This is a genomic window from Bradyrhizobium sp. G127, assembly GCF_021502575.1.
GTDB lineage: Bacteria > Pseudomonadota > Alphaproteobacteria > Rhizobiales > Xanthobacteraceae > Afipia.
Window position 1 is genome coordinate 184,721 of record NZ_JAKFGN010000002.1, and the last position, 18,748, is coordinate 203,468.

An 18,748-nucleotide genomic window follows, 5' to 3' on the forward strand; every position below is an offset into this window, starting at 1 on the left:
CCCGCCTTCCGAGAGAGAAAATTCCTCCCGAGATGCTCGGCAGAGAACGAACCATCTCCGTCAAAATACGCGTTCCGCTCCCCTTCGTCATCAATAGACGTCCTGCTGGTAGCGGCCCTTCTTCTTCAGATCGGCCACATAGGCGATTGCCTCGTCGGTGGTACGCGCGCCGAACTGCGCGGCGATGTCCACCAGCGCGCGCTCGACATCCTTCGCCATCCGCTTGGCGTCGCCGCAGACATAGACATGCGCGCCGTCGGCCAGCCACGTCCACAACTCGCGTCCGACCTCGCGCATGCGATCCTGCACGTAGAACTTTTCCGCGCCGTCGCGCGACCATGCCAGCGACAGCCGCGTCAGCACACCGGACGCCTTCATGGCGTTCAACTCGTCGGCGTAGAAGAAGTCGTAATCGCTGCGCTGATGGCCGAAGAATAGCCAGTTGCGGCCCGGCGCTTTCGTCGCCTGCCTGTCGTGCAGGAAGGCGCGGAATGGCGCGATGCCGGTGCCGGGACCGATCATAATGATGGGCGTGTTCGGATCCTGCGGCAGGCCGAAGCCATGGGCCTTCTGCACATAAACGTCAAGCTGGTCGCCGGGATTGATGCGTTCGGCCAGAAACGTTGACGCCAAGCCGAGACGCTTGCGCTTGCCGATCACATAACGCACCGCATCGACGGTCAGCGACAATCGCCCCGGCGTGGCGTTGTTCGATGACGAGATCGAATAGAGCCGCGGCTGCAACGGCTCCAGCGCTTCAATGAAGGCCTCGGGATGCGGACGCACGCCAGAGAATTTTTGCAGCGCTGCCAGCACGTCGAGATTGGCGGCATCGCCGTCCGGATCGTCACCATGAGCCAGCGCCCGCGCCTTTTCGCGTTGAGCACCCCCGGTGACGAAGGAGATGAGTTCGAACAGCGTATCGGGTGCGGGCGATAGCGATACATCGTTGAGCAACACGTCGCGCAACGGCTTGCCGTTGATCTCCGTCATGTGCGATGCGCCCAGCATGGCGATGATCTGATCCACAAGGCCGAGATCGTTGCGCGCGAACACGCCGAAGGAATCGCCGACAACGTAATCGAGACCGGCCTGTTCCAGATCGAACTCGATATGCCAGGTCTCTTTGTCAGAGCCGGACTTGTTGAGCAGACGGCGCGAAAGGAACGATGCCTTCGCCGGATTATCACGCGAGCGGCCTGCTTCTCCGGCGGATGCAGCTGCGACGCCTGGCGCGGGTATTGCTGGCACCACCGCGGCGGGTGTCTTGTCCAGTTCTTCGTACAGAGACTTAAGCATCCGCGCGGTTTCCTTACCGCCCGGAACGCAGAGGTTGAGCCGTGCCTCACTCTTGTTGGCAATCACCTCGGAATAATCGTGACAGTTGTAGCCGCACTGGCCGCAATCCTGCTGCGCCATCGCCGCCATCATGCGCCGCCGCAGCGGCCGGCCCTCGGCTAGTTTCATGCGCTCGGCGATCGGCATGGTCTGGTCGTGCCACGGCGCTTCGCCGTCGTCGCCATCGCCGGTGGCTTCCTTCATCACCGCCGCGCCCTGCTCCGGCGACAGCGGTGTTACGGCGTTATCGAGCGAGACGAGTCCGGCGAAAAAGCCATTCAGCCACGAGCGCTGCTCCGGCGAAAACGGAGCGGTCTCGGGAATGATCTCGAAGTTCGGCGCTGGGGACATCTGGTTCATGCCGCGACTCCCTGGCCGATCAGCTGGCGCAGTGCATCGACATCGTAACGGCTGGCGAAGCCGAGGAATGTCTCGTCGCTGGATGCACGATTGGCAACATAGGCTTTCAACACGCGTTCGATGGCCTGCGGCGCGTTCTCGGCCCTCACATTCTGGATCAACTCGCGGGCAATCGCGGCTTCGGGACCGAAACCGCCGCCGACATAGACGTGATAGCCCGCGACCGTATCGCCGTCATCGTTGATCGGCACCCGCGCGCCGATCAGGCCGATGTCGCCGATATAATGCTGCGCGCAGGAATGGTGACAGCCCGTGAGATGAATGTTGACCGGCGTTTCCAGCGGCACGCGATCTTCGCACCACGCAGCGATCTCGTCGGCGTTCTCCTTGGTGTGGGCAGCAGCGAAGCGGCAGCCAGTGGCTCCGGTGCAGGCGATCAGGCCCGCGCGAAGCGTCGACGTCGCCGCGGCAAGCCCGAGCGCCTCAATGGCGGCCACGACGGTGGCGACATTGGCGTCTGCGACGCCGGAAATCAGCAGGTTCTGCCAGACCGTGAGGCGAATATCACCGTCGCCAAAATCGGCGGCGAGTTTCGCCAGGCCGCGGATCTGCTCCGGCAACAGGCGACCGAGTTTCAGCGCAACGCCGATCCAGTTCAGGCCCGCCTGTTTCTGCGGATGGACGCCGATATGGGCGAGCCGGTCATAGGCCGGACGCGGCGCGATGGCCTCTGCCGGCACGCGTGCCAGCTTGCGCCCCAACCGCTCCTCGACGACTGAAAGAAACTTGTCGAAGCCCCAGGAGTCGAGCACATACTTCAGCCGCGACTTGTTGCGGTTGGTGCGGTCGCCGTTCTCGATGAAGACGCGGACGATGACGTCGGCGAGGCCAATGGCGTCATTCGGCTTGAGGATCACACCGGTATCACGGGCGAAATCCTTGTGGCCGGTGATGCCGCCGAGCGCGAGGCGGAAATAGATGCCGGGCTCGACGCCAAAGCCTTCGCGCACATCAACTGCCTGAAAGGCAATGTCATTGGTTTCTTCCAACGTCGCGATGCGCCCCGCTCCATCGAACGCGACGTTGAATTTGCGCGGCAGCCCGTACAGAGCCCGCTCGTTCAGGATGTGATAGTGCCACGCCCTGGCGAAAGGCCGCGTATCCAGCAGTTCCTGCGGATCGATGCCCGCCGTCGATGTGCCGGTGACGTTGCGGATGTTATCCGCGCCGGAGCCGCGCGAGCACAGGCCGAGATCCTGCAACCCCTCGATGATATTGATCGCGTTCTTCGGCTCGATCTCTCGGAGCTGAAGATTGGCGCGCGTTGTCACATGGGCATAGGGGCCGGCGAAGTTCTCGGCGAGATCGGCAATGCTGGCGAACTGCCAGTGCTTGAGGATGCCGTTGGGAATCCGCATCCGGCACATGTAGGACGACTGCGTCGGCGCGACGTAGAAGATACCGTAGTAGCGCCAGCGGAAATTGTCCGCCGGTTTCGGCGCCTCGTTGTGTTCTGCCTGCCTGACAAGACGCGAATAGGCATCGAACGGATGTTCCTCGCGCTTCCATTTCTCCTGATCGACCAGCTTGCCGCCGGCCGCGACAACACGGTCCTGCGCCTTGAAATGGACGGCGTCGGGTCCGACCGGCTCGGATTTTGCTGGGGCATTGGTCCGGGCCACGCGCGATGCGCTTAGGCCGGAGACAAAGCCTTCGAGGTAACGCTTCTGGTCAGGAGAGAAATCACCGGACATCTTATGCGGCCTTCGGTTGTGCGATGGCGCGGCCGAACATGATGTCGCCGCGAATCGCTTCGATGGACGCCGTTGTCCTGATCAATTCGAGATACCAAAGTGCATCCTGGGTGTCGCCCACCAGCACCGCTCCCCTGAGGCGGCCGTCCGCCACCACAAGCTTCTTGTACGTGCCCCGCCGTTCATCGTTGAACACGAGGGTTTCGCTGTCGTCGGCGGCAAGGAAATCGCCGGCCGAAAACACGCTGACTCCTGAGACCTTCAAGTTGGTGGCGACGACGCTGCCGGAATAATCCCTGGCGCCGTCGGCCAGATGATCGGCGAGCACGCGAGCCTGCTCATAGGCCGGCTCGACCAGGCCGTAGCAGGTACCGCGATGCTCGGCGCATTCGCCGAGCGCATAGATGTTCTCGCTGCCGGTGCGGAGCTGGTCGTCGACCACGATCCCGCGATTGACCGGCACGCCGGCCTGTTTCGCCAGCGCGACGTTCGGGCGGATACCGGCCGCGAACACGACGGCGTCGGTCGCGACGGTGTGTCCGTCGGCCAGTTCGATGCCTTCAACCCTTTCGGTACCGAGAATCTGCCTAGTGTTCGCGCCGAGCAGCACCTCGACACCCTTCATCTCCACAAGGCGCTTGAGCAGCGCAGCGGCTGGCCCGTCGAGCTGCCGCTCCATCAGCCGGTCCATCAGGTGCAGTAGCGTGACCTTCGATCCGGCTTTTGCCAGACCGTAAGCCGCTTCCAGCCCGAGCAGTCCGCCTCCGACCACCACGACGCGAGCCTTGGTGTCTGCGAGCGCGAGCAGCCGATCGACATCGCGGCTATCACGAAAGGTGTGAACGCCTTCAAGATCGGAGCCGGGGACTGGCAACCGCAGCGGCGTCGAGCCGGTCGCAAACACCAGCTTAGAGAACGGCACCTCCGCGCCATTGGCGAGATGCACCCGACGTGTGGCGAGGTCCACCGCGCTCGCCGCACAGCCGTAGGTGACGGTCACGCCGCGATCGCGCCACCACGCGGCGGACTTCAACTCGATCTCCTGCGAGGTCGCCTCGCCTGCCAGCACCGACGACAAAAGCACGCGGTTATAGGCCAGCCGCGGCTCGTCACCGATCACGGCGATGGCATAGCGGCCCAACGCGCGCTTCGCCATTTCCTCGACAAGGCGCGCTGCCGCCATGCCGTTGCCGATGATGACTAGAGGTTCGCTCACGGCTATGCCCCCTATTCCGCGGCCGCCTGCTGGCCGTAAGCCTCGCTGACCATGAAGCCCGACAAGGTGCCGTAGGCATCGGTCCAGGCGCCGGCAACCTCAGGCGTCCATGCCTCGCCAAGCCCCTTTTCAAGCGTCCACAGCAGTGCGGCGCCAACCACGGGATAGTGCGCCGCCTCGACACCATAGCTGACGTGCTTCTTGGCGAGCACGCTCGCCGCCGGCAGAACCGACGGCAGGTCGGAAAGGCCGTTGACCACCACGCCCAGCGTGCCCATCAGCGCGCGGCGCTGCTTGGCCATGTCGCCCTTGAACAGCGGCTTGACCTGCGGTGCGATCTCGAAAAGACGGCCGTAGAAAATTTCCGCCGCCTGATCGGCGATCGGAACGACCTTGGCAAAACTGTCCTGAACAAGTGAAACTTGAGCGGGAGTCATGGTGTCTACTCCTTTCGTTTCAATCCTGATTCACGCCGCCTCGACGAAACGCTGCCGTTCGTAGAGGAATTCGAGCACACGCTGCCGGCACTTGAGGTAGATCGGGTTGGAAGCCAGTTCGAGCCGCTTGCGCGGATGCGGCAGCGGCACTTCGAGCACCTCGCCGATCCGAGCACTCGGGCCGTTGGTCATCATCACGATGCGGTCCGACAGCAGCACGGCCTCGTCGACGTCGTGGGTGATCATCATCACCGTGTTGTTGAGCTTCTGATGCAGCGCCATCACCGAGTCCTGAAGATGGGCGCGGGTCAGCGCGTCCAGCGCGCCGAACGGCTCGTCGAGCAGCAGCACCTTCGGCTCCATCGCCAGCGCACGCGCAATGCCGACGCGCTGCTTCATGCCACCGGAAATTTCCGATGGCCGCTTGTCCTTGGCGTGGGTCATTTGCACGAGGTTGAGATTGTGCAGTACCCATTCGTCGCGCTCGGCGCGGCTCTTGCTCGATCCGAACACCTTGTCGACGCCGAGACGAACGTTGTCATAGACCGTCAGCCACGGCAGCAGGCTGTGGTTCTGGAACACAACCGCGCGGTCCGGTCCGGGCGAATTCACCTCGCGGCCTTCGAGCAGCACACCGCCCTGGGTCGCGTTGGTGAGCCCGGCGACGATGTTGAGCAGCGTGGACTTGCCGCATCCGGAGTGGCCGATGATCGAAACGTAGTCGCCCTGCTCCACGGTCAGATTGATGTCCTTCAGGACTTCGCTCTGGGTCGAACCGCGGGTGAACACCTTGTCGATGTGATCGAGTTGAAGATAAGCCATTGTCATTCTCCACTAGTGTCCCGTATCCGACGTTCGCCTCACTTTGCAGCGCCTTCCGAGCGAACGTCGGATACGAAAGGACACTAGCAAACTATGGTTCTAGTGATCCTTTGGTTCTGACATTCGTAAAGGCGTCCGCGAAGGATACGATACGAATGTCAGAACCGGATCACTAGCTTGCCTGCACGCCGCGTGTCGCGATATTGCCGACGAAGGCGACAATGCGATCGAGCACAAATCCGACGATGCCGATGTAGGCGAGCGCCACGAAGATGTCGGACAGCCGCGATGAATTCCACGCGTCCCAGATGAAGAAGCCGATGCCGACGCCGCCGGTGAGCATTTCAGCCGCAACGATGGCGAGCCACGACAGGCCGATGCCTATGCGCAGGCCAGTGAAAATGTACGGCGCCGCCGACGGGATCATGATCTTCCAGAAGAACTCGAGCTGGTTGAGCCGCACCACGGCGGCGACGTTGCGATAATCCTGCGGGATGTTGCGGATGCCAACCGCGGTGTTGATGATGATCGGCCAGATCGAGGTGATGAAGATCACGAAGATCGCCGACGGATTGCTGTCGCGGAACGCGGCCAGCGAGATTGGCAGCCAGGCCAGCGGCGGCACGGTGCGCAGCACCTGGAAGATCGGATCGAGACCGCGCATCGCCCAAATCGACTGACCGATCACAGCGCCGACCAGCACACCGACGATGCTCGCCAAACCGAAGCCGACGGCGACGCGCTGCAAGGATGTCAGCACACGCCAGCCCAGACCGATGTCCTGCGGGCCGGTGACGAAGAACGGATCGACGATCAGGTCCTTGGCGTCGGACCAGATGCGCGACGGCGACGGCAGCGTCGCGCCGGGCTTCATGCATAGAATTTGCCAGATGCCGAAGATCAGTGTGAGCATGATGATCGGCGGGATGACGCGAGCGGCTAGCGCGCGCAAATTCGGAAGCAGCATGTCCGTCATAAAGCTCCGGGATGACCTTGGCAGCGAAAGAACTGCCGCGGTCGAAGCCTGCGACGGTGTCGTTGTCGGAAGGGGACTGGTCGTTTTGACGAGCGGCATGTTCATGAGAGGCCTCGGTTGCGTTAAGTGCGAGGCCGCCCCTGCTTGGAGCGGCCCGCAGGTTCTCAGGCTTCGATACGCTTGATCGTGAGACTCTTGAGATACGCGGACGGATTTTCCGGATCGAAAACCTTGCCGTCGAAAAAGGTTTCCTTGCCGCGCGACGAGGTCGCCGGAACGTCAGCCGCCGCAACGCCGAGTGCCTTCGCCGCCGACCGCCAGATGTCCTCGCGGTTGACCTTGTCGACCAAGGCCTTGACGTCCGTGGTCGGCTCGAACTTGCCCCAGCGAATGTCTTCGGTGACGAACCAGGCGTCATGGCTCTTGAACGGATAGGACGCGTGGTCCTGCCAGAACTTCATGAACTGCTTGGTGCCCTTCTCGACGCGGCCGTTGCCGTAGTTGATGTCGCCGTTGGCGCGGCCGATGATGTCGGCGACCGGCACATTGAACCACTGACGACGGCCGACGATCTCGGACATTTCGGCGCGGTTGGCGGGCTTGTCGCACCACTGCTGGGCTTCCATAACCGCCATGAGAATGGCCTGCGTCGCCTTCGGATATTTGTCGGCGTATTCGGCGCGAATACCGAGCGCCTTTTCCGGATGCTTCGACCAGATTTCGCCGGTCGAACATGCTGAAAAGCCGATGCCCTGATTGACCAGCTGTTCGCCCCACGGTTCACCGACGCAGAAGGCGTCCATGTTGCCGACCTTCATATTTGCCACCATCTGCGGCGGCGGAACGACGATAGTCGAGACGTCCTTGTCGGGATCGATGCCGCCGGCCGCGAGCCAGTAGCGAATCCATAGGTCGTGGGTCCCGCCGGGGAAGGTCATCGCGACCTTCACTTCCTTGCCTTCGGCCTTCTTCTTGGCGAAAGCTTCCTTCAGCGCGGACGCGTCCGCGGTGACCTTGAGATCCTTGTATTCGTTGGAAACCGAGATCGCCTGCGCGTCGAGATTGAGGCGCGCCAGGATGTACATCGGCGTCGGTACGTTGTTCTGCGTCACCTTGCCGGCGGAAATCAGATAGGGCATCGGCGTCAGGATGTGCGCGCCATCGATGCCGTTCTTCTCGCCACCGAGCAAGAGGTTGTCGCGCGTCGCGCCCCACGAGGCCTGCTTGTTGACCTCGACATCAGGCACACCGTGCTTGGCGAAGATCCCCTTCTCCTTCGCGATCACCAGCGGCGAGGCGTCCATCAGCGCGATGTAACCGAAGATCGCCTTGGTCACTTCCGGTCCAGCCGTCTGCGCAAAGGCGCCGGCCGGGAAGTTCAGTTTTGCAGCTGCCAGAAGCGCCGCCGTGCCCGCACCGGCCTTGAGCAACGCGCGGCGGCTCATCTTGCGGCCCATCATTCCATCCTTGCCCTGTTTGGTAGCCATCGTGTCTGTCGTCCTTTCGACCGTGTCGCTGTCTGAACTGTCCATTCGCCGCGTAACGCCCGGTCCCCCGGGCCCAAAAAGCAAAAGCCGCGCCCGAGACACGCGGATGCGTAGTCGTCGGGACAGCGGCTTTGCTGCTTGGGCCATCGATGGACCCTCTGGCCGTCGTCGCGGCCTGCGAATAGCTATTCAAGGATCGTGCCAGCCGGGTGCGGCGCACCAAATCCAGTATTTACAATCGTTTGAAAGAACGCCTTCGCTTGGCCAGCGCGCGCCTCGGCCTCTACAGGCGGCAAATGCCTACTGTGTGTGCGTCGCGCAAAATTTAGGCACGCAAATTTGAACCTAAATTCGCTATTTGGGCGGGGGCCGCTTGATGGTCACCGAGGCCAGATGCGCAGCGATGTTCGCGGGATCAAACGGAGCGCCGTCGAACGCCCCTACGCCGTCCCTGACGATATGGGCCGGCCGTGCGGACGCTCCCAACGCGGCGTCATAAAGATCGGGCCTGAACACCTTTCTGGCCGTCTCCAGCGCCTCCTGCGAATAGGCCGCCTGCCCCCAGCGGACCATCTGGGCATAGAGCCAGGCCGCCTGCACCGGATCGGGCCGCGCAGCACCCTCGCGCCCGACCAGCAGATAGCGGCCGCTTTCGCGGAACGTACCGTCCGGCGAGATTTTCAGGCGGCCGTCGAGCGTGCGCTGGATCACTTCGGGATCGACCCCGATGCGTTCCGGCGCGCCGAGGATGCGCGACACCTCCCCGCGATTGGCGGGGTTCTCGATGAAGTCGGCGGCGCGGCCATGCGCCCGCGTCAGCTTCGCGAGCACTTCCGGATGTTCCAGCGACCACTTCTCCCGCACCGCCAGAACCTTTTCCGCCGCGCGCTCCAGAATGTCGGAAACGAAATGCAGGATGTGACCGACGCCGAGGTCGACCGCGACCGAATTCCACGGGGCGCCGACACAGAACGCATCGACGTGACCGTTGACGAGGCTTTCGACCATGTACGGCGGCGGCAGCACCACCAGCCGCACATCCTCATCAGGATCGACGCCGCCAGCGGCCATCCAGAACCGCAACTGGTAATTGTGCGTCGAGAACGGGAACGTCATGCCGAAGGTGAGCGGATCAGCGCCGCTCTTGCGCCTCGCCGCGACGACGCGCGCCAGCGCCTTCGCCGTCACCATGGGATTTGCGGGATCGCCATCAGCTTCGGCCATGATCGCAGCGTGCAGCGCTGGCGACACCGTGATCGCATTGCCGTTGAGGCCGAGATTGAACGAGGCGACGATCGGCACCTTGACCTGCGAGAGACCGAGCGTCGATGCAATCGCCACAGGCGCCAGCAGATGCGCCGCGTCGAACAGACCGATATTGAGCTTGTCGCGCACGTTCGACCATGACACCTCACGCGCCAGCGTGACGTCGAGGCCTTCGGCGGCGGTGAAACCCTTGTCCACGGCGACGATCAGCGCCGCCGCATCGACCAGCGGAATGAATCCAATCCTTAGCGGTGTGTCCGTCATTTCAGCAACTCCGCCGCGGTAATGATCGATTGCGCTATTTCGCCGATCTTCTTTTTCTCGCGCATGGCCGTCGAGCGGATCAGCACGTAGGCCTCCTCTTCCGTCAGGCCCTTCGCTTTCATCAGCAGTCCCTTGGCGCGGTCGAGAATCTTGCGGTCCTCCAGCGCCGACTTGGTGCGATCGAGTTCGTCCTGCAGCTTTGCGAAGGCGTTGAACCGGGAAATGCAGAGATCGAGCACCGGCTTGATGCGCTCTTTCTTGAGGCCGTCGACGATATAGGCCGACACGCCGGCTTCCACCGCGTCCTGAATGGAGCTGGCGTCGCTCTGGTCAACGAACATCGCAATGGGACGGCGGACCACCCGGCTGACCTGGAACATCTGTTCCAGAACGTCGCGGCTGGGGTTCTCAAGGTCGATCAGAATGACGTCGGGATCAATGCGATAGATCCGCGCCAGCAGGTTGTGCATTTCACTGATGTGTTCGACGCTGGCAAAGCCAGCATCACGCAATCCCTCTTTCAGGATGGCGGCTCTGATCGGGCTTTCGTCAACGATGACGATCTTGAACGACGAATCCGCGACCATTCAATCCCTGCATTCCGGCAGAGCGACCTTAGCATGCGCACGCGCCAGGCTTAAAGCCTTGTATTTGTACAGGATCGGGGATAGCTGATGCGCTCTCCCGACAGGTGGTGGTATGGAACAGGGCGTCGCCCCAAAAGTCAGCTTTGTGTCGCTTGGATGCCCCAAGGCGCTGGTGGATTCCGAGCGGATCATCACGCGCCTGCGCGCCGAAGGCTATGAGCTTGCGCGCAAGCACGACGGCGCGGATCTGGTGATCGTCAACACCTGCGGGTTCCTCGACAGCGCCAAACAGGAATCGCTGGGGGCCATCGGCGAGGCCATGGCCGAGAACGGCAAGGTCATCGTTACCGGCTGCATGGGCGCGGAACCCGAACAGATCGAGAAAGCCTATCCAAACGTGCTGTCGATCACTGGGCCCCAGCAATACGAGAGCGTGCTGGATGCGGTGCATCGCGCGCTGCCGCCATTGCACAACCCGCATCTCGATCTGGTGCCGCCGCAGGGTATCAAGCTGACGCCGCGCCATTATGCCTATCTGAAGATTTCCGAAGGCTGCAACAACCGCTGCACCTTCTGCATCATTCCGAAACTGCGCGGAGATCTGGTGTCGCGCCCGGCTAACGACGTGTTGCGCGAGGCCGAGAAGCTGGTCGCCGCCGGCGTGAAGGAACTGCTGGTGGTGTCGCAGGACACGTCGGCTTACGGCATCGATCTGAAGTATGCTGCCGGTCCGTGGAAGGACCGCGAGGTCCGCGCAAAATTTTTCGACCTGTCACGCGAACTCGGCGAACTCGGCGCATGGGTCCGGCTGCAGTACGTCTACCCCTACCCGCATGTCGACGAGGTCATCAGCCTGATGACCGAAGGCAAGATACTTCCTTATCTCGACATTCCGTTCCAGCATGCCGCCCCGGATGTGCTGAAGCAGATGCGCCGCCCCGCCGCGCAGGACAAGACACTCAATCGCATCAAGAAGTGGCGCGAGGAATGTCCAGACCTCACGCTGCGTTCGACCTTCATCGTCGGCTTCCCCGGCGAAACGGATTCCGATTTCCAGTATCTGCTCGATTGGCTGGACGAAGCGCAGATCGATCGTCTCGGCTGCTTCAAGTACGAACCGGTGGCGGGCGCGACCTCCAACACCATCGAGAACCCGGTGCCGGACGAGATCAAGACCGCGCGCTGGAATGCACTGATGGCGCGGCAGCAGAAGATTTCCGCGCAGCGGCTGAAACGAAAAGTCGGCACGCGACAGCAGATCATCATCGACGAAGTCGGCCCGACCGTCTCGAAGGGCCGCTCGAAGGCCGACGCGCCGCAGATCGATGGCAATGTTTACGTCTCGAGCCGCCGCCCGCTCAAGGTCGGCGACATCGTCACCGCAAAGATCGACCGCGCAGATCAGTACGACCTGCACGGGACCGTGGCGGGGTTCTAGGAAATTTACGGCTTCAAAATCGACGATCCCGTGGTGACACGGCTTTCGAGATCGCGATGCGCCTTCTGCGCATCCTTCAGCGCATAGGCGTGATTGATCGGCACATGCAGCGTGCCGCTGAGCACGGCGGCAAATATTGCGTCGGCGCCTTCGATCAATTCGCTGCGGGTGCCGACATAGTCGTTGAGTTTCGGACGGGTCGCGAACAGCGAGCCGTGATTGTTCAACTCTGCAATGGAGAACGGCGGCACCGGTCCCGACGCATTGCCGAACGACACAAACAACCCGCGCGGCCTGAGTGATTTCAGCGATCCGGCGAAGGTGTCCTTGCCGACGCCGTCATAAACCACGTCGCACAATTCGCCCCGGCTGATCTGCTTCACGCGCTCAGCGAAGTCTTCCTTTTTGTAAAGAATGACGTGATCGCAGCCATTTGCCAACGCCAGCTTGGCCTTCTCTTCCGTGCCGACGGTGCCAATGACGTTCGCACCCAAGGCCTTCGCCCACTGGCAGGCCAGTAATCCGATGCCGCCAGCCGCGGCATGGATCAGAACGCGATGGCCTGGTTCGACCTTGAAGGTCTTGTGCAGCAGATACCAGACCGTCAACCCCTTGAGCATCAACACCGCGGCCTGCTCGTCGGTTATTTGATCCGGCAGCTTCACCAGCTTGTCGGCGGGAATGTTACGCTCGGTCGCGTAGCCGCCGAGGTTGAAATAGTACGCCACGCGGTCGCCAGGGTGAAAATTGGTGACGCCGGGACCAACCGAAACCACCTCGCCCGACGCTTCGTTGCCGACGATGAACGGCAGGCTAGGCGCCTTATAGAGGCCGTTGCGGAAATAGACATCGATGAAATTCAGACCGATGGCGCGCTGGCGGATACGAACCTCGCCGTTACCCGGTGCAGGCACATCCACGTCCTCATAGATCATTACTTCCGGACCGCCCACCTGGTGGACGCGCACAGCCTTGGTCATGGTTTCTCCCGAGCTTTTTCTTGAAAGACCTAGTGGAGTGGATCTGACATTCGCTAGCAGCTAGCCGCGATCCCGCCAAGCCAATGTCAAATCTGAAACTCCACTAGAAACCCAAATTTGCTAGTGGTCCATCAATTCTCACATTCGCAGGAATATCGCTGAAATGGGATGCGAATGTGAGAATTGGACTACTAGGCGGGAGCGAAGTCTATCGGACTGCAATTGTCAACGCGGACGAAAGCCGCAAGGTTTAGCCTTCCTGAATGCTCTCGTTTTTTACGTGCTTCCTGCGGTTGCGTTTGGCCATGATGTTGAAAGCCTCGACCGCCGCTGAGAAGCAGATCGCGACATAGATGAACGAGCGCGGAATGTGGAAGTGGGCGCCGTCCGCAACCAGCGCGACACCGATCAGCACCAGGAACGCCAGCGCGAGCATCTTCGTGGTTGGATGCTCGGCCACGAATGATGCCACCGGCCCGGATGACACATACATAACGCCGACCGCGATCACGACCGCCGCGATCATGATTTCCAGATCCTGCGCCATCCCGATCGCGGTGATGATCGAGTCCAGCGAGAAGACAAGATCGATGACGATGATCTGCACGATAACCCAAAAAAATGCACCGGCTTTCGGCTTGGCGTCGCCCTCGTCGTCCCGCGCCTCGACCTCGGCGTGGATTTCGTGAGTCGCCTTGGCGATCAAGAACAGGCCGCCGCCGAGCAGGATGATGTCCCGCCACGACAGTTCAAATTTGCCGACGGTGAAGACCGGCTGCGTCAGTCCGATCAGCCAGACCAGCACGCTCAGCAGAGCGATTCGGAATATCAGCGCCAGCGCGAGGCCGATCTTGCGCGCCTTCTCCGCCTGCGCGGGCGGAATCCGCGACACGATCACCGACAGGAAGATCACGTTGTCGATGCCGAGAACGATCTCCAGCGCCGTGAGAGTCAGCAAGGCGGCCCAGGCTTCCGGGCTGGTCAGTAATTCCATCATGCGCGAGTCCCGCCCATCAATCGGATCAGCACGTCACTGAGAAGAATATAGACGCCGATGGCGCACAGCCCCGCAGTGACCCAAACCGGCACTTCGAAATTGGCAGCAATCGCGATCATTGCCAAGATCGCCCACACGGTCAGCAGCGCGACATTCAGTTTGCGGAACCGCGTGGTCCGCAGCGGATGCATGACGTGGAACGGTACAAAGGTAAGCACCACGAGAATGGCGAGGGCGATGCTGCCGACCGCCGCCGGCGGCTTCAGCAGGAACAGGTAGAACGCCGCACCGTTCCACAGCGCCGGGAAACCGCGAAAGTGATTGTCGTGGGTCTTCATGCGCCGGTCGGAAAAATACAGCGCGCCGGAAATGACGATCGCGCCTCCGAGCAGCGGCGTCGCCAGCGGGATCAGCAGGCCGCTCGCGGTGATCGCATAGGCAGGCACGAAGACATAGGTGAGAAAATCCACCACCAGATCGAGCGTGTCGCCTGACCAGTTCGGCAGCACGTCGCCGACATTGAGTCGGCGCGCCAGCGGCCCGTCGAGACCGTCGATCAGCAGCGCCAGCCCCAGCCAGCCGAACATCGCGGCCCAGTGTTCCCTCACCGCCTCCAGCATAGCGATCAGCGCAATTGCGCCGCCCAGCGCCGTGAAGATATGAACCCCGAAGGCGCGCACACGCATTCTGGCAGAAAACGAAGATTGGTCCTGTTGGCTCGGCTCAGTCATTGGGGTTGTGACTATCAGGATTCTCATGCGATTGCATATACGACCAAACTCGCTCACGCTGATTTGCCTCAAATGCGGTTCAGGGTGACGCCCAGATCGATTGTGACAGCGTTAAATTCCGGCGATAGATAGCTTATGACCGAACGTCCTTCCCCCTTCTATCAGGCTGCCGTTGTTGGCGGCGGACCCGCCGGCCTCGCCACCGCCATCGCGCTGGCGCAGGAAGGCGTCAGCACCGCCTTGGTCGCGCGCCGCTCGCCCTATGCCGACAACCGCACCACGGCGCTGCTCGGCGGATCGGTGGACTTTTTGCAATCGCTGGATATCTGGCACCGTTGCAGCGCTCACGCCGCGGCGCTGCGCGTGATGCGGCTGGTGGACGACACGCGCCGCCTGATCCGTTCCCCTGAGGTGAAGTTCTCATCCGACGAAATCGGTCTGGAAGCGTTTGGATACAACATCGAGAACAGCCTGCTGCTGGTCGCGATGGAAGCACGCGCGGCGGAACTGCCGAACCTCACGCGCATCGATGACGAGGCGCAATCGGTGGTCACCGGACGGTCATCAGTCACCATCACGACAAAGCAGGGTCAGTCGCTTACCGCCGCGCTGGTCGCGGGCGCTGACGGACGGCATTCGCTGTGCCGGGAAGCAGCAGGTATCGGCGTCAAGCGGCGCAAGTTGAACCAGTCCGCGCTCACGCTGAACATCGGGCACGCGCGGCCGCATCATGACTGCTCCACTGAATTTCACACTGAATCCGGTCCGTGCGTGTTCGTGCCGCTGCCCGGCCAGCGCTCCAGCATCGTCTGGGTGGTGAGACCCGATGAAGCCGAACGGCTTAAGGCGCTTGACGACGAGCAGCTTGCGCTCGCGCTGGAAAAGCAGTCGCACTCCATTTTCGGCAAGCTGACGATTGCGCCCGGCCGTCATGTCTTCCCGCTCGCCATCGAAACTCCTGACCGTCTTGCCGCCGGCCGCATCGTGCTGGTGGGTGAATCGGCTCATGTCATCCCGCCGATCGGAGCGCAGGGCCTCAACATGGGCCTGCGCGACGCAGCGGACCTGACGAATATCGTGCGCGACGCGCTTTCGATGGGCAGCGATCCCGGCGCGGACGACGTGTTGCAGCGCTATGCCCGCGCACGGCGCGCCGACGTGTTCAGCCGCACCTTCGCGGTGGATATGGCGAACCGTACGTTGCTGAGCGATTTCCTGCCCGCGCAATCACTGCGCGCCGCCGGAATGCATCTGCTGGATCGGGTGGGACCGATCCGCCGCCTCGCAATGCGCGAGGGATTGTCGCCATCGTGGCGCGGACGCTAGGGGTTAATTGTCGAAACCCACGAACACCGCAGCCTCTTCGACTGACTTTCGTTCGGACACCACCGCATTTGCCGGGAAGCTTTCATCCGGCCACCCCAATGCGATGCTTTTCATGATGACTTGATCGTCGGCTATCCCGGCATGTTCACGCACCACCGGTGACTGCATGATGCCCTGGCTGTTGATCACGGCCCCCAGCCCACGAGACCAGGCGGCATTGACCAAGGCGGTTGCCACGGCTCCGCAATCGAAGGGCGTATCGTCGCTGCCGTCGAGCACGCGATCGTAAGTCACGATGATGCAGACAGGCGCGTCGAATTGACGGAAGCCCCGCAGAACCCAGTCCTGGCGCATATCCTTGTCATCGCGGGCGATCCCCATGGCGGAGAACAGTTGCTTGGCGACGCCAACCTGCCTCTCACGGTGCGGACCTGCGAATGCCTGGCCCGTGCGAAATTCGCGGGACTGCGGCACGCCTGCCAGCATCCGCTCGGTATTTCCGGCGCGGATGCGATTGAGCGGTTCGCCGGTGACGACGTAGAAATTCCAGGGCTGGGTGTTCATCGATGACGGAGCGCGCATCGCCAGAGCGATAATTTCCTTAATCAGCGCCATAGGTACCGGATCCGGCTTGTATCCGCGAATGCTTCGGCGGCCGAGGATAACGTCATCAAATTGCATGGGTCGGAAATTCCCTGGTGATGCTTGAAGGAGCTTCAATACTTGCGGTTCATCGACCGTCAAGCAAGATGGAAGATATGAACACATACGCCGTATGTCTGATTGGATCCAACTCGGAAATCGCTCGTGCCACGTTGCGTGCCTGTTTGTCGACCTGAGAATCAACGGTCCCTGTAGTGGCCGCGCCCGATGTTCCGGGCTGGAACCATCTTCATTTTTCGCCGTTCATTGGACCGGAGAACGTGAGGACTTGCGATGACGATCCTGAAATGGGCCTTGATCTTCTTTCTGATTTCAATTGTCGCGGGCGTGCTCGGATTCACGGGTATTTCCGCCGCATCTGCCGACATCGCCCGCGTCTTGTTTTACATCTTCGGCGTGATCTTCCTGATCCTGCTAATCTTGGGGTTCACGATCTTTCGAGCGTGACGCGTATCAGGGAAACACGATCGCACCGGTCTTGATCATCCACATCACACTGGTCAGGGTCACGACCGACACGAAGGTGCCGACCAGCACCAGTGTCGAGGCCGGCTCGATCCAAGTGTTATATTGACGCGCGATCACGAACACGTTCAGAGCGGGCGGCAGTGACGCCAGTAGCAGCGCTGTTGCCGCCCATTCCGGCGGGAACGGTCCGAGCAGGATCAGCAATCCGAACACGATCAGCGGATGCGCGATCAACTTGACCGCGATCACGCCGGGCACTTCCCATGGCACCCGCTCGAAGGGGCGCAGCGCAACCGTGACGCCGAGCGCGAACAGCGCAACCGGCGCGGCCGCGCTTTGCAGAAACTGGAACATGTTGTCGAGTCCGACCGGCACCGGCACATGGAACGCCGCCACCGCCACCCCAAAATACGACGCCACGATCAGCGGATGCAGCAGGATTTGTCTCGCGACCAGCCTCAGCGTGGGCAGCAACGGCCGTCGCTCGCCGTCGGTCAGCACCATCAGTAGCGGCACGGTCGTGAACAGGAAGATCGTATCGAAGCAGAAAATCAGCGCGACCGGCGCGTTCGCTTTCGCGCCCAGCGTCGCCAGCGCAAGCCCCGGCCCCATATAGCCGATGTTGCCATAACCGCCGCCCAGCCCCGCCATCGCGGACTCGCGCATCGAGAGCTTCGCGAACAGCTTTGTGCCGAACATGGACAGAAAGAACGCGCTCGCGGTCGCGAGCGTGGTGGCGATCACGAACGGCGGATTGTTCAATTCCTCGAGCGGCGTCCTCGCGAGGGTCCGAAAGAACAGCGCCGGCAGCGAGACGTAGAGCAGGAAAAAGTTCATCCACTCCAGCCCCGCTTCGGGCAGGCGCTTATACTTGCCGCAGGCGTAGCCGATGAAGATCAGCCCGAAATAGGGCAATGCAAGATTCAGAATATCGATCATCGGGATACGCTTGGCATGCGGGGCCGAGCCGGAAAACCGGCCCCCGCGCAGGGGTGCCACCCGGCACGATTCATGCCTTATCCCCTAGCATCGGCCACAATCATGGTCTATTCGACGGATGATGATAAAAGCGCGCACCGCCAAGTTTCAGATCGGCCAGATCGTCCGCCACCGGATTTTCTCTTTCCGTGGCGTGATTTACGATATCGATCCGGAATTCAACAACACCGAGGAATGGTGGCTGTCGATTCCCGAGGAAATGCGGCCCCACAAGGACCAGCCGTTCTATCACCTGCTGGCCGAAAACTCGGACTCCGAATACGTCGCCTACGTTTCGGAGCAGAACCTGCTGCCCGACGACTCGGGCGAGCCCATTCGCCACTCGCAGGTCGCCGAAATCTTCATCAAGGACAAATCCGGCAGCTACCGGCCGCGCAATCCGTCGTTGAACTGACGCTCGGACTTCGGTCGGTTCAGGAGCGCTTGCGCCCGTCCCGCTCTTTCACCATGGCTTCCAGCTCTTCGGTCTGCTGCGCGATACGATCCGCGTTGCGCTCCTCGTTCTGACCGCCGGACACAGCCGCAGCCTGTTCGATCAACTGGCGAATGTTGTCGCGCACGATTGCGATGCGGTCTTCGAGTTCGGGAAGCGAGAGCGCGCTATAGTCGGACATGCCGTGATGTCTCCTGGAAGAAACG

19 protein-coding genes are annotated in these 18,748 nt (G+C 61.7%); 4 read left to right on the forward strand and 15 right to left on the reverse strand.

What is annotated here, in order from left to right; all coding sequences use genetic code 11:
- Positions 1–90: 90 nt before the first annotated feature.
- From LVY71_RS12795 to LVY71_RS12835, 9 genes are all read right to left on the reverse strand, one after another.
- Positions 91–1,698, reverse strand: coding sequence for a sulfite reductase subunit alpha (locus LVY71_RS12795; protein ID WP_235100262.1), 1,608 nt, complete (start codon positions 1,696–1,698; stop codon positions 91–93).
- On the reverse strand, positions 1,695–3,452 hold the full coding sequence (locus LVY71_RS12800) for a NirA family protein (protein WP_235100263.1): 1,758 nt from the start codon (positions 3,450–3,452) through the stop codon (positions 1,695–1,697). The genes LVY71_RS12795 and LVY71_RS12800 overlap by 4 nt, the downstream gene beginning before the upstream one ends.
- A gap of 1 nt (position 3,453) precedes the next feature.
- Complete coding sequence (locus LVY71_RS12805; RefSeq protein WP_235100264.1) at positions 3,454–4,668, reverse strand: NAD(P)/FAD-dependent oxidoreductase; 1,215 nt, start codon at positions 4,666–4,668, stop codon at positions 3,454–3,456.
- Between the two features lie 11 nt (positions 4,669–4,679).
- Entirely contained in the window at positions 4,680–5,105 is a 426-nt protein-coding gene (locus tag LVY71_RS12810) for a globin family protein (protein ID WP_235100265.1), read from the reverse strand.
- Positions 5,106–5,135: 30 nt separating this feature from the next.
- On the reverse strand, positions 5,136–5,927 hold the full coding sequence (locus LVY71_RS12815) for an ABC transporter ATP-binding protein (RefSeq protein ID WP_235100266.1): 792 nt from the start codon (positions 5,925–5,927) through the stop codon (positions 5,136–5,138).
- A gap of 172 nt (positions 5,928–6,099) precedes the next feature.
- Positions 6,100–6,903, reverse strand: a complete 804-nt coding sequence (ntrB, locus tag LVY71_RS12820; RefSeq protein ID WP_235100267.1) for a nitrate ABC transporter permease — start codon at positions 6,901–6,903, stop codon at positions 6,100–6,102.
- A gap of 164 nt (positions 6,904–7,067) precedes the next feature.
- On the reverse strand, positions 7,068–8,390 hold the full coding sequence (locus tag LVY71_RS12825; protein WP_235100268.1) for a CmpA/NrtA family ABC transporter substrate-binding protein: 1,323 nt from the start codon (positions 8,388–8,390) through the stop codon (positions 7,068–7,070).
- A 354-nt stretch (positions 8,391–8,744) separates the two neighbouring features.
- Positions 8,745–9,920, reverse strand: coding sequence for a CmpA/NrtA family ABC transporter substrate-binding protein (locus tag LVY71_RS12830; protein WP_235100269.1), 1,176 nt, complete (start codon positions 9,918–9,920; stop codon positions 8,745–8,747).
- Complete coding sequence (locus LVY71_RS12835; protein ID WP_235100270.1) at positions 9,917–10,507, reverse strand: ANTAR domain-containing response regulator; 591 nt, start codon at positions 10,505–10,507, stop codon at positions 9,917–9,919. Before LVY71_RS12835 ends, LVY71_RS12830 begins: the two co-directional genes overlap by 4 nt.
- Before the next feature lie 112 nt (positions 10,508–10,619).
- Here LVY71_RS12835 and rimO point away from each other — a divergent pair, with 112 nt between their 5' ends.
- A complete protein-coding gene (gene rimO, locus LVY71_RS12840; RefSeq protein ID WP_235100271.1) occupies positions 10,620–11,945 on the forward strand; it encodes a 30S ribosomal protein S12 methylthiotransferase RimO in 1,326 nt (441 codons plus the stop codon).
- A gap of 5 nt (positions 11,946–11,950) precedes the next feature.
- Here the strand turns inward: rimO and LVY71_RS12845 are convergent, their stop codons facing one another.
- The 3 genes from LVY71_RS12845 to pcsA all read right to left on the reverse strand — a co-directional run bounded on the left by LVY71_RS12845 (position 11,951) and on the right by pcsA (position 14,653).
- A complete protein-coding gene (locus tag LVY71_RS12845) occupies positions 11,951–12,925 on the reverse strand; it encodes a quinone oxidoreductase family protein (protein ID WP_235100272.1) in 975 nt (324 codons plus the stop codon).
- Between the two features lie 250 nt (positions 12,926–13,175).
- Positions 13,176–13,922: a TerC family protein gene (locus LVY71_RS12850; RefSeq protein WP_235100273.1), complete on the reverse strand. Its 747-nt coding sequence runs from the start codon at positions 13,920–13,922 to the stop codon at positions 13,176–13,178.
- Entirely contained in the window at positions 13,919–14,653 is a 735-nt protein-coding gene (gene pcsA, locus LVY71_RS12855; RefSeq protein ID WP_235100274.1) for a phosphatidylcholine synthase, read from the reverse strand. Before pcsA ends, LVY71_RS12850 begins: the two co-directional genes overlap by 4 nt.
- Positions 14,654–14,788: 135 nt before the next feature.
- Here pcsA and LVY71_RS12860 point away from each other — a divergent pair, with 135 nt between their 5' ends.
- Positions 14,789–15,979: a UbiH/UbiF family hydroxylase gene (locus LVY71_RS12860; protein ID WP_235100275.1), complete on the forward strand. Its 1,191-nt coding sequence runs from the start codon at positions 14,789–14,791 to the stop codon at positions 15,977–15,979.
- Between the two features lie 3 nt (positions 15,980–15,982).
- Here LVY71_RS12860 and LVY71_RS12865 read toward each other — a convergent pair whose 3' ends face one another.
- A complete protein-coding gene (locus tag LVY71_RS12865; RefSeq protein ID WP_235101485.1) occupies positions 15,983–16,660 on the reverse strand; it encodes a nitroreductase in 678 nt (225 codons plus the stop codon).
- Positions 16,661–16,915: 255 nt separating this feature from the next.
- Between LVY71_RS12865 and LVY71_RS12870 the strand changes: the two genes are divergently transcribed.
- Positions 16,916–17,089, forward strand: coding sequence for a DUF1328 domain-containing protein (locus LVY71_RS12870; protein ID WP_235100276.1), 174 nt, complete (start codon positions 16,916–16,918; stop codon positions 17,087–17,089).
- A gap of 6 nt (positions 17,090–17,095) precedes the next feature.
- Here the strand turns inward: LVY71_RS12870 and LVY71_RS12875 are convergent, their stop codons facing one another.
- Positions 17,096–18,049, reverse strand: coding sequence for an AEC family transporter (locus tag LVY71_RS12875; RefSeq protein ID WP_235100277.1), 954 nt, complete (start codon positions 18,047–18,049; stop codon positions 17,096–17,098).
- Between the two features lie 121 nt (positions 18,050–18,170).
- Here LVY71_RS12875 and hspQ point away from each other — a divergent pair, with 121 nt between their 5' ends.
- Positions 18,171–18,503 carry a heat shock protein HspQ gene (gene hspQ, locus LVY71_RS12880; RefSeq protein WP_235101486.1) on the forward strand — a complete coding sequence of 111 codons (333 nt, stop codon included), beginning with the start codon at positions 18,171–18,173 and terminating at the stop codon, positions 18,501–18,503.
- 19 nt (positions 18,504–18,522) lie between these two features.
- Here hspQ and LVY71_RS12885 read toward each other — a convergent pair whose 3' ends face one another.
- Positions 18,523–18,723: a hypothetical protein gene (locus LVY71_RS12885; RefSeq protein WP_235100278.1), complete on the reverse strand. Its 201-nt coding sequence runs from the start codon at positions 18,721–18,723 to the stop codon at positions 18,523–18,525.
- Positions 18,724–18,748 lie beyond the last annotated feature (25 nt).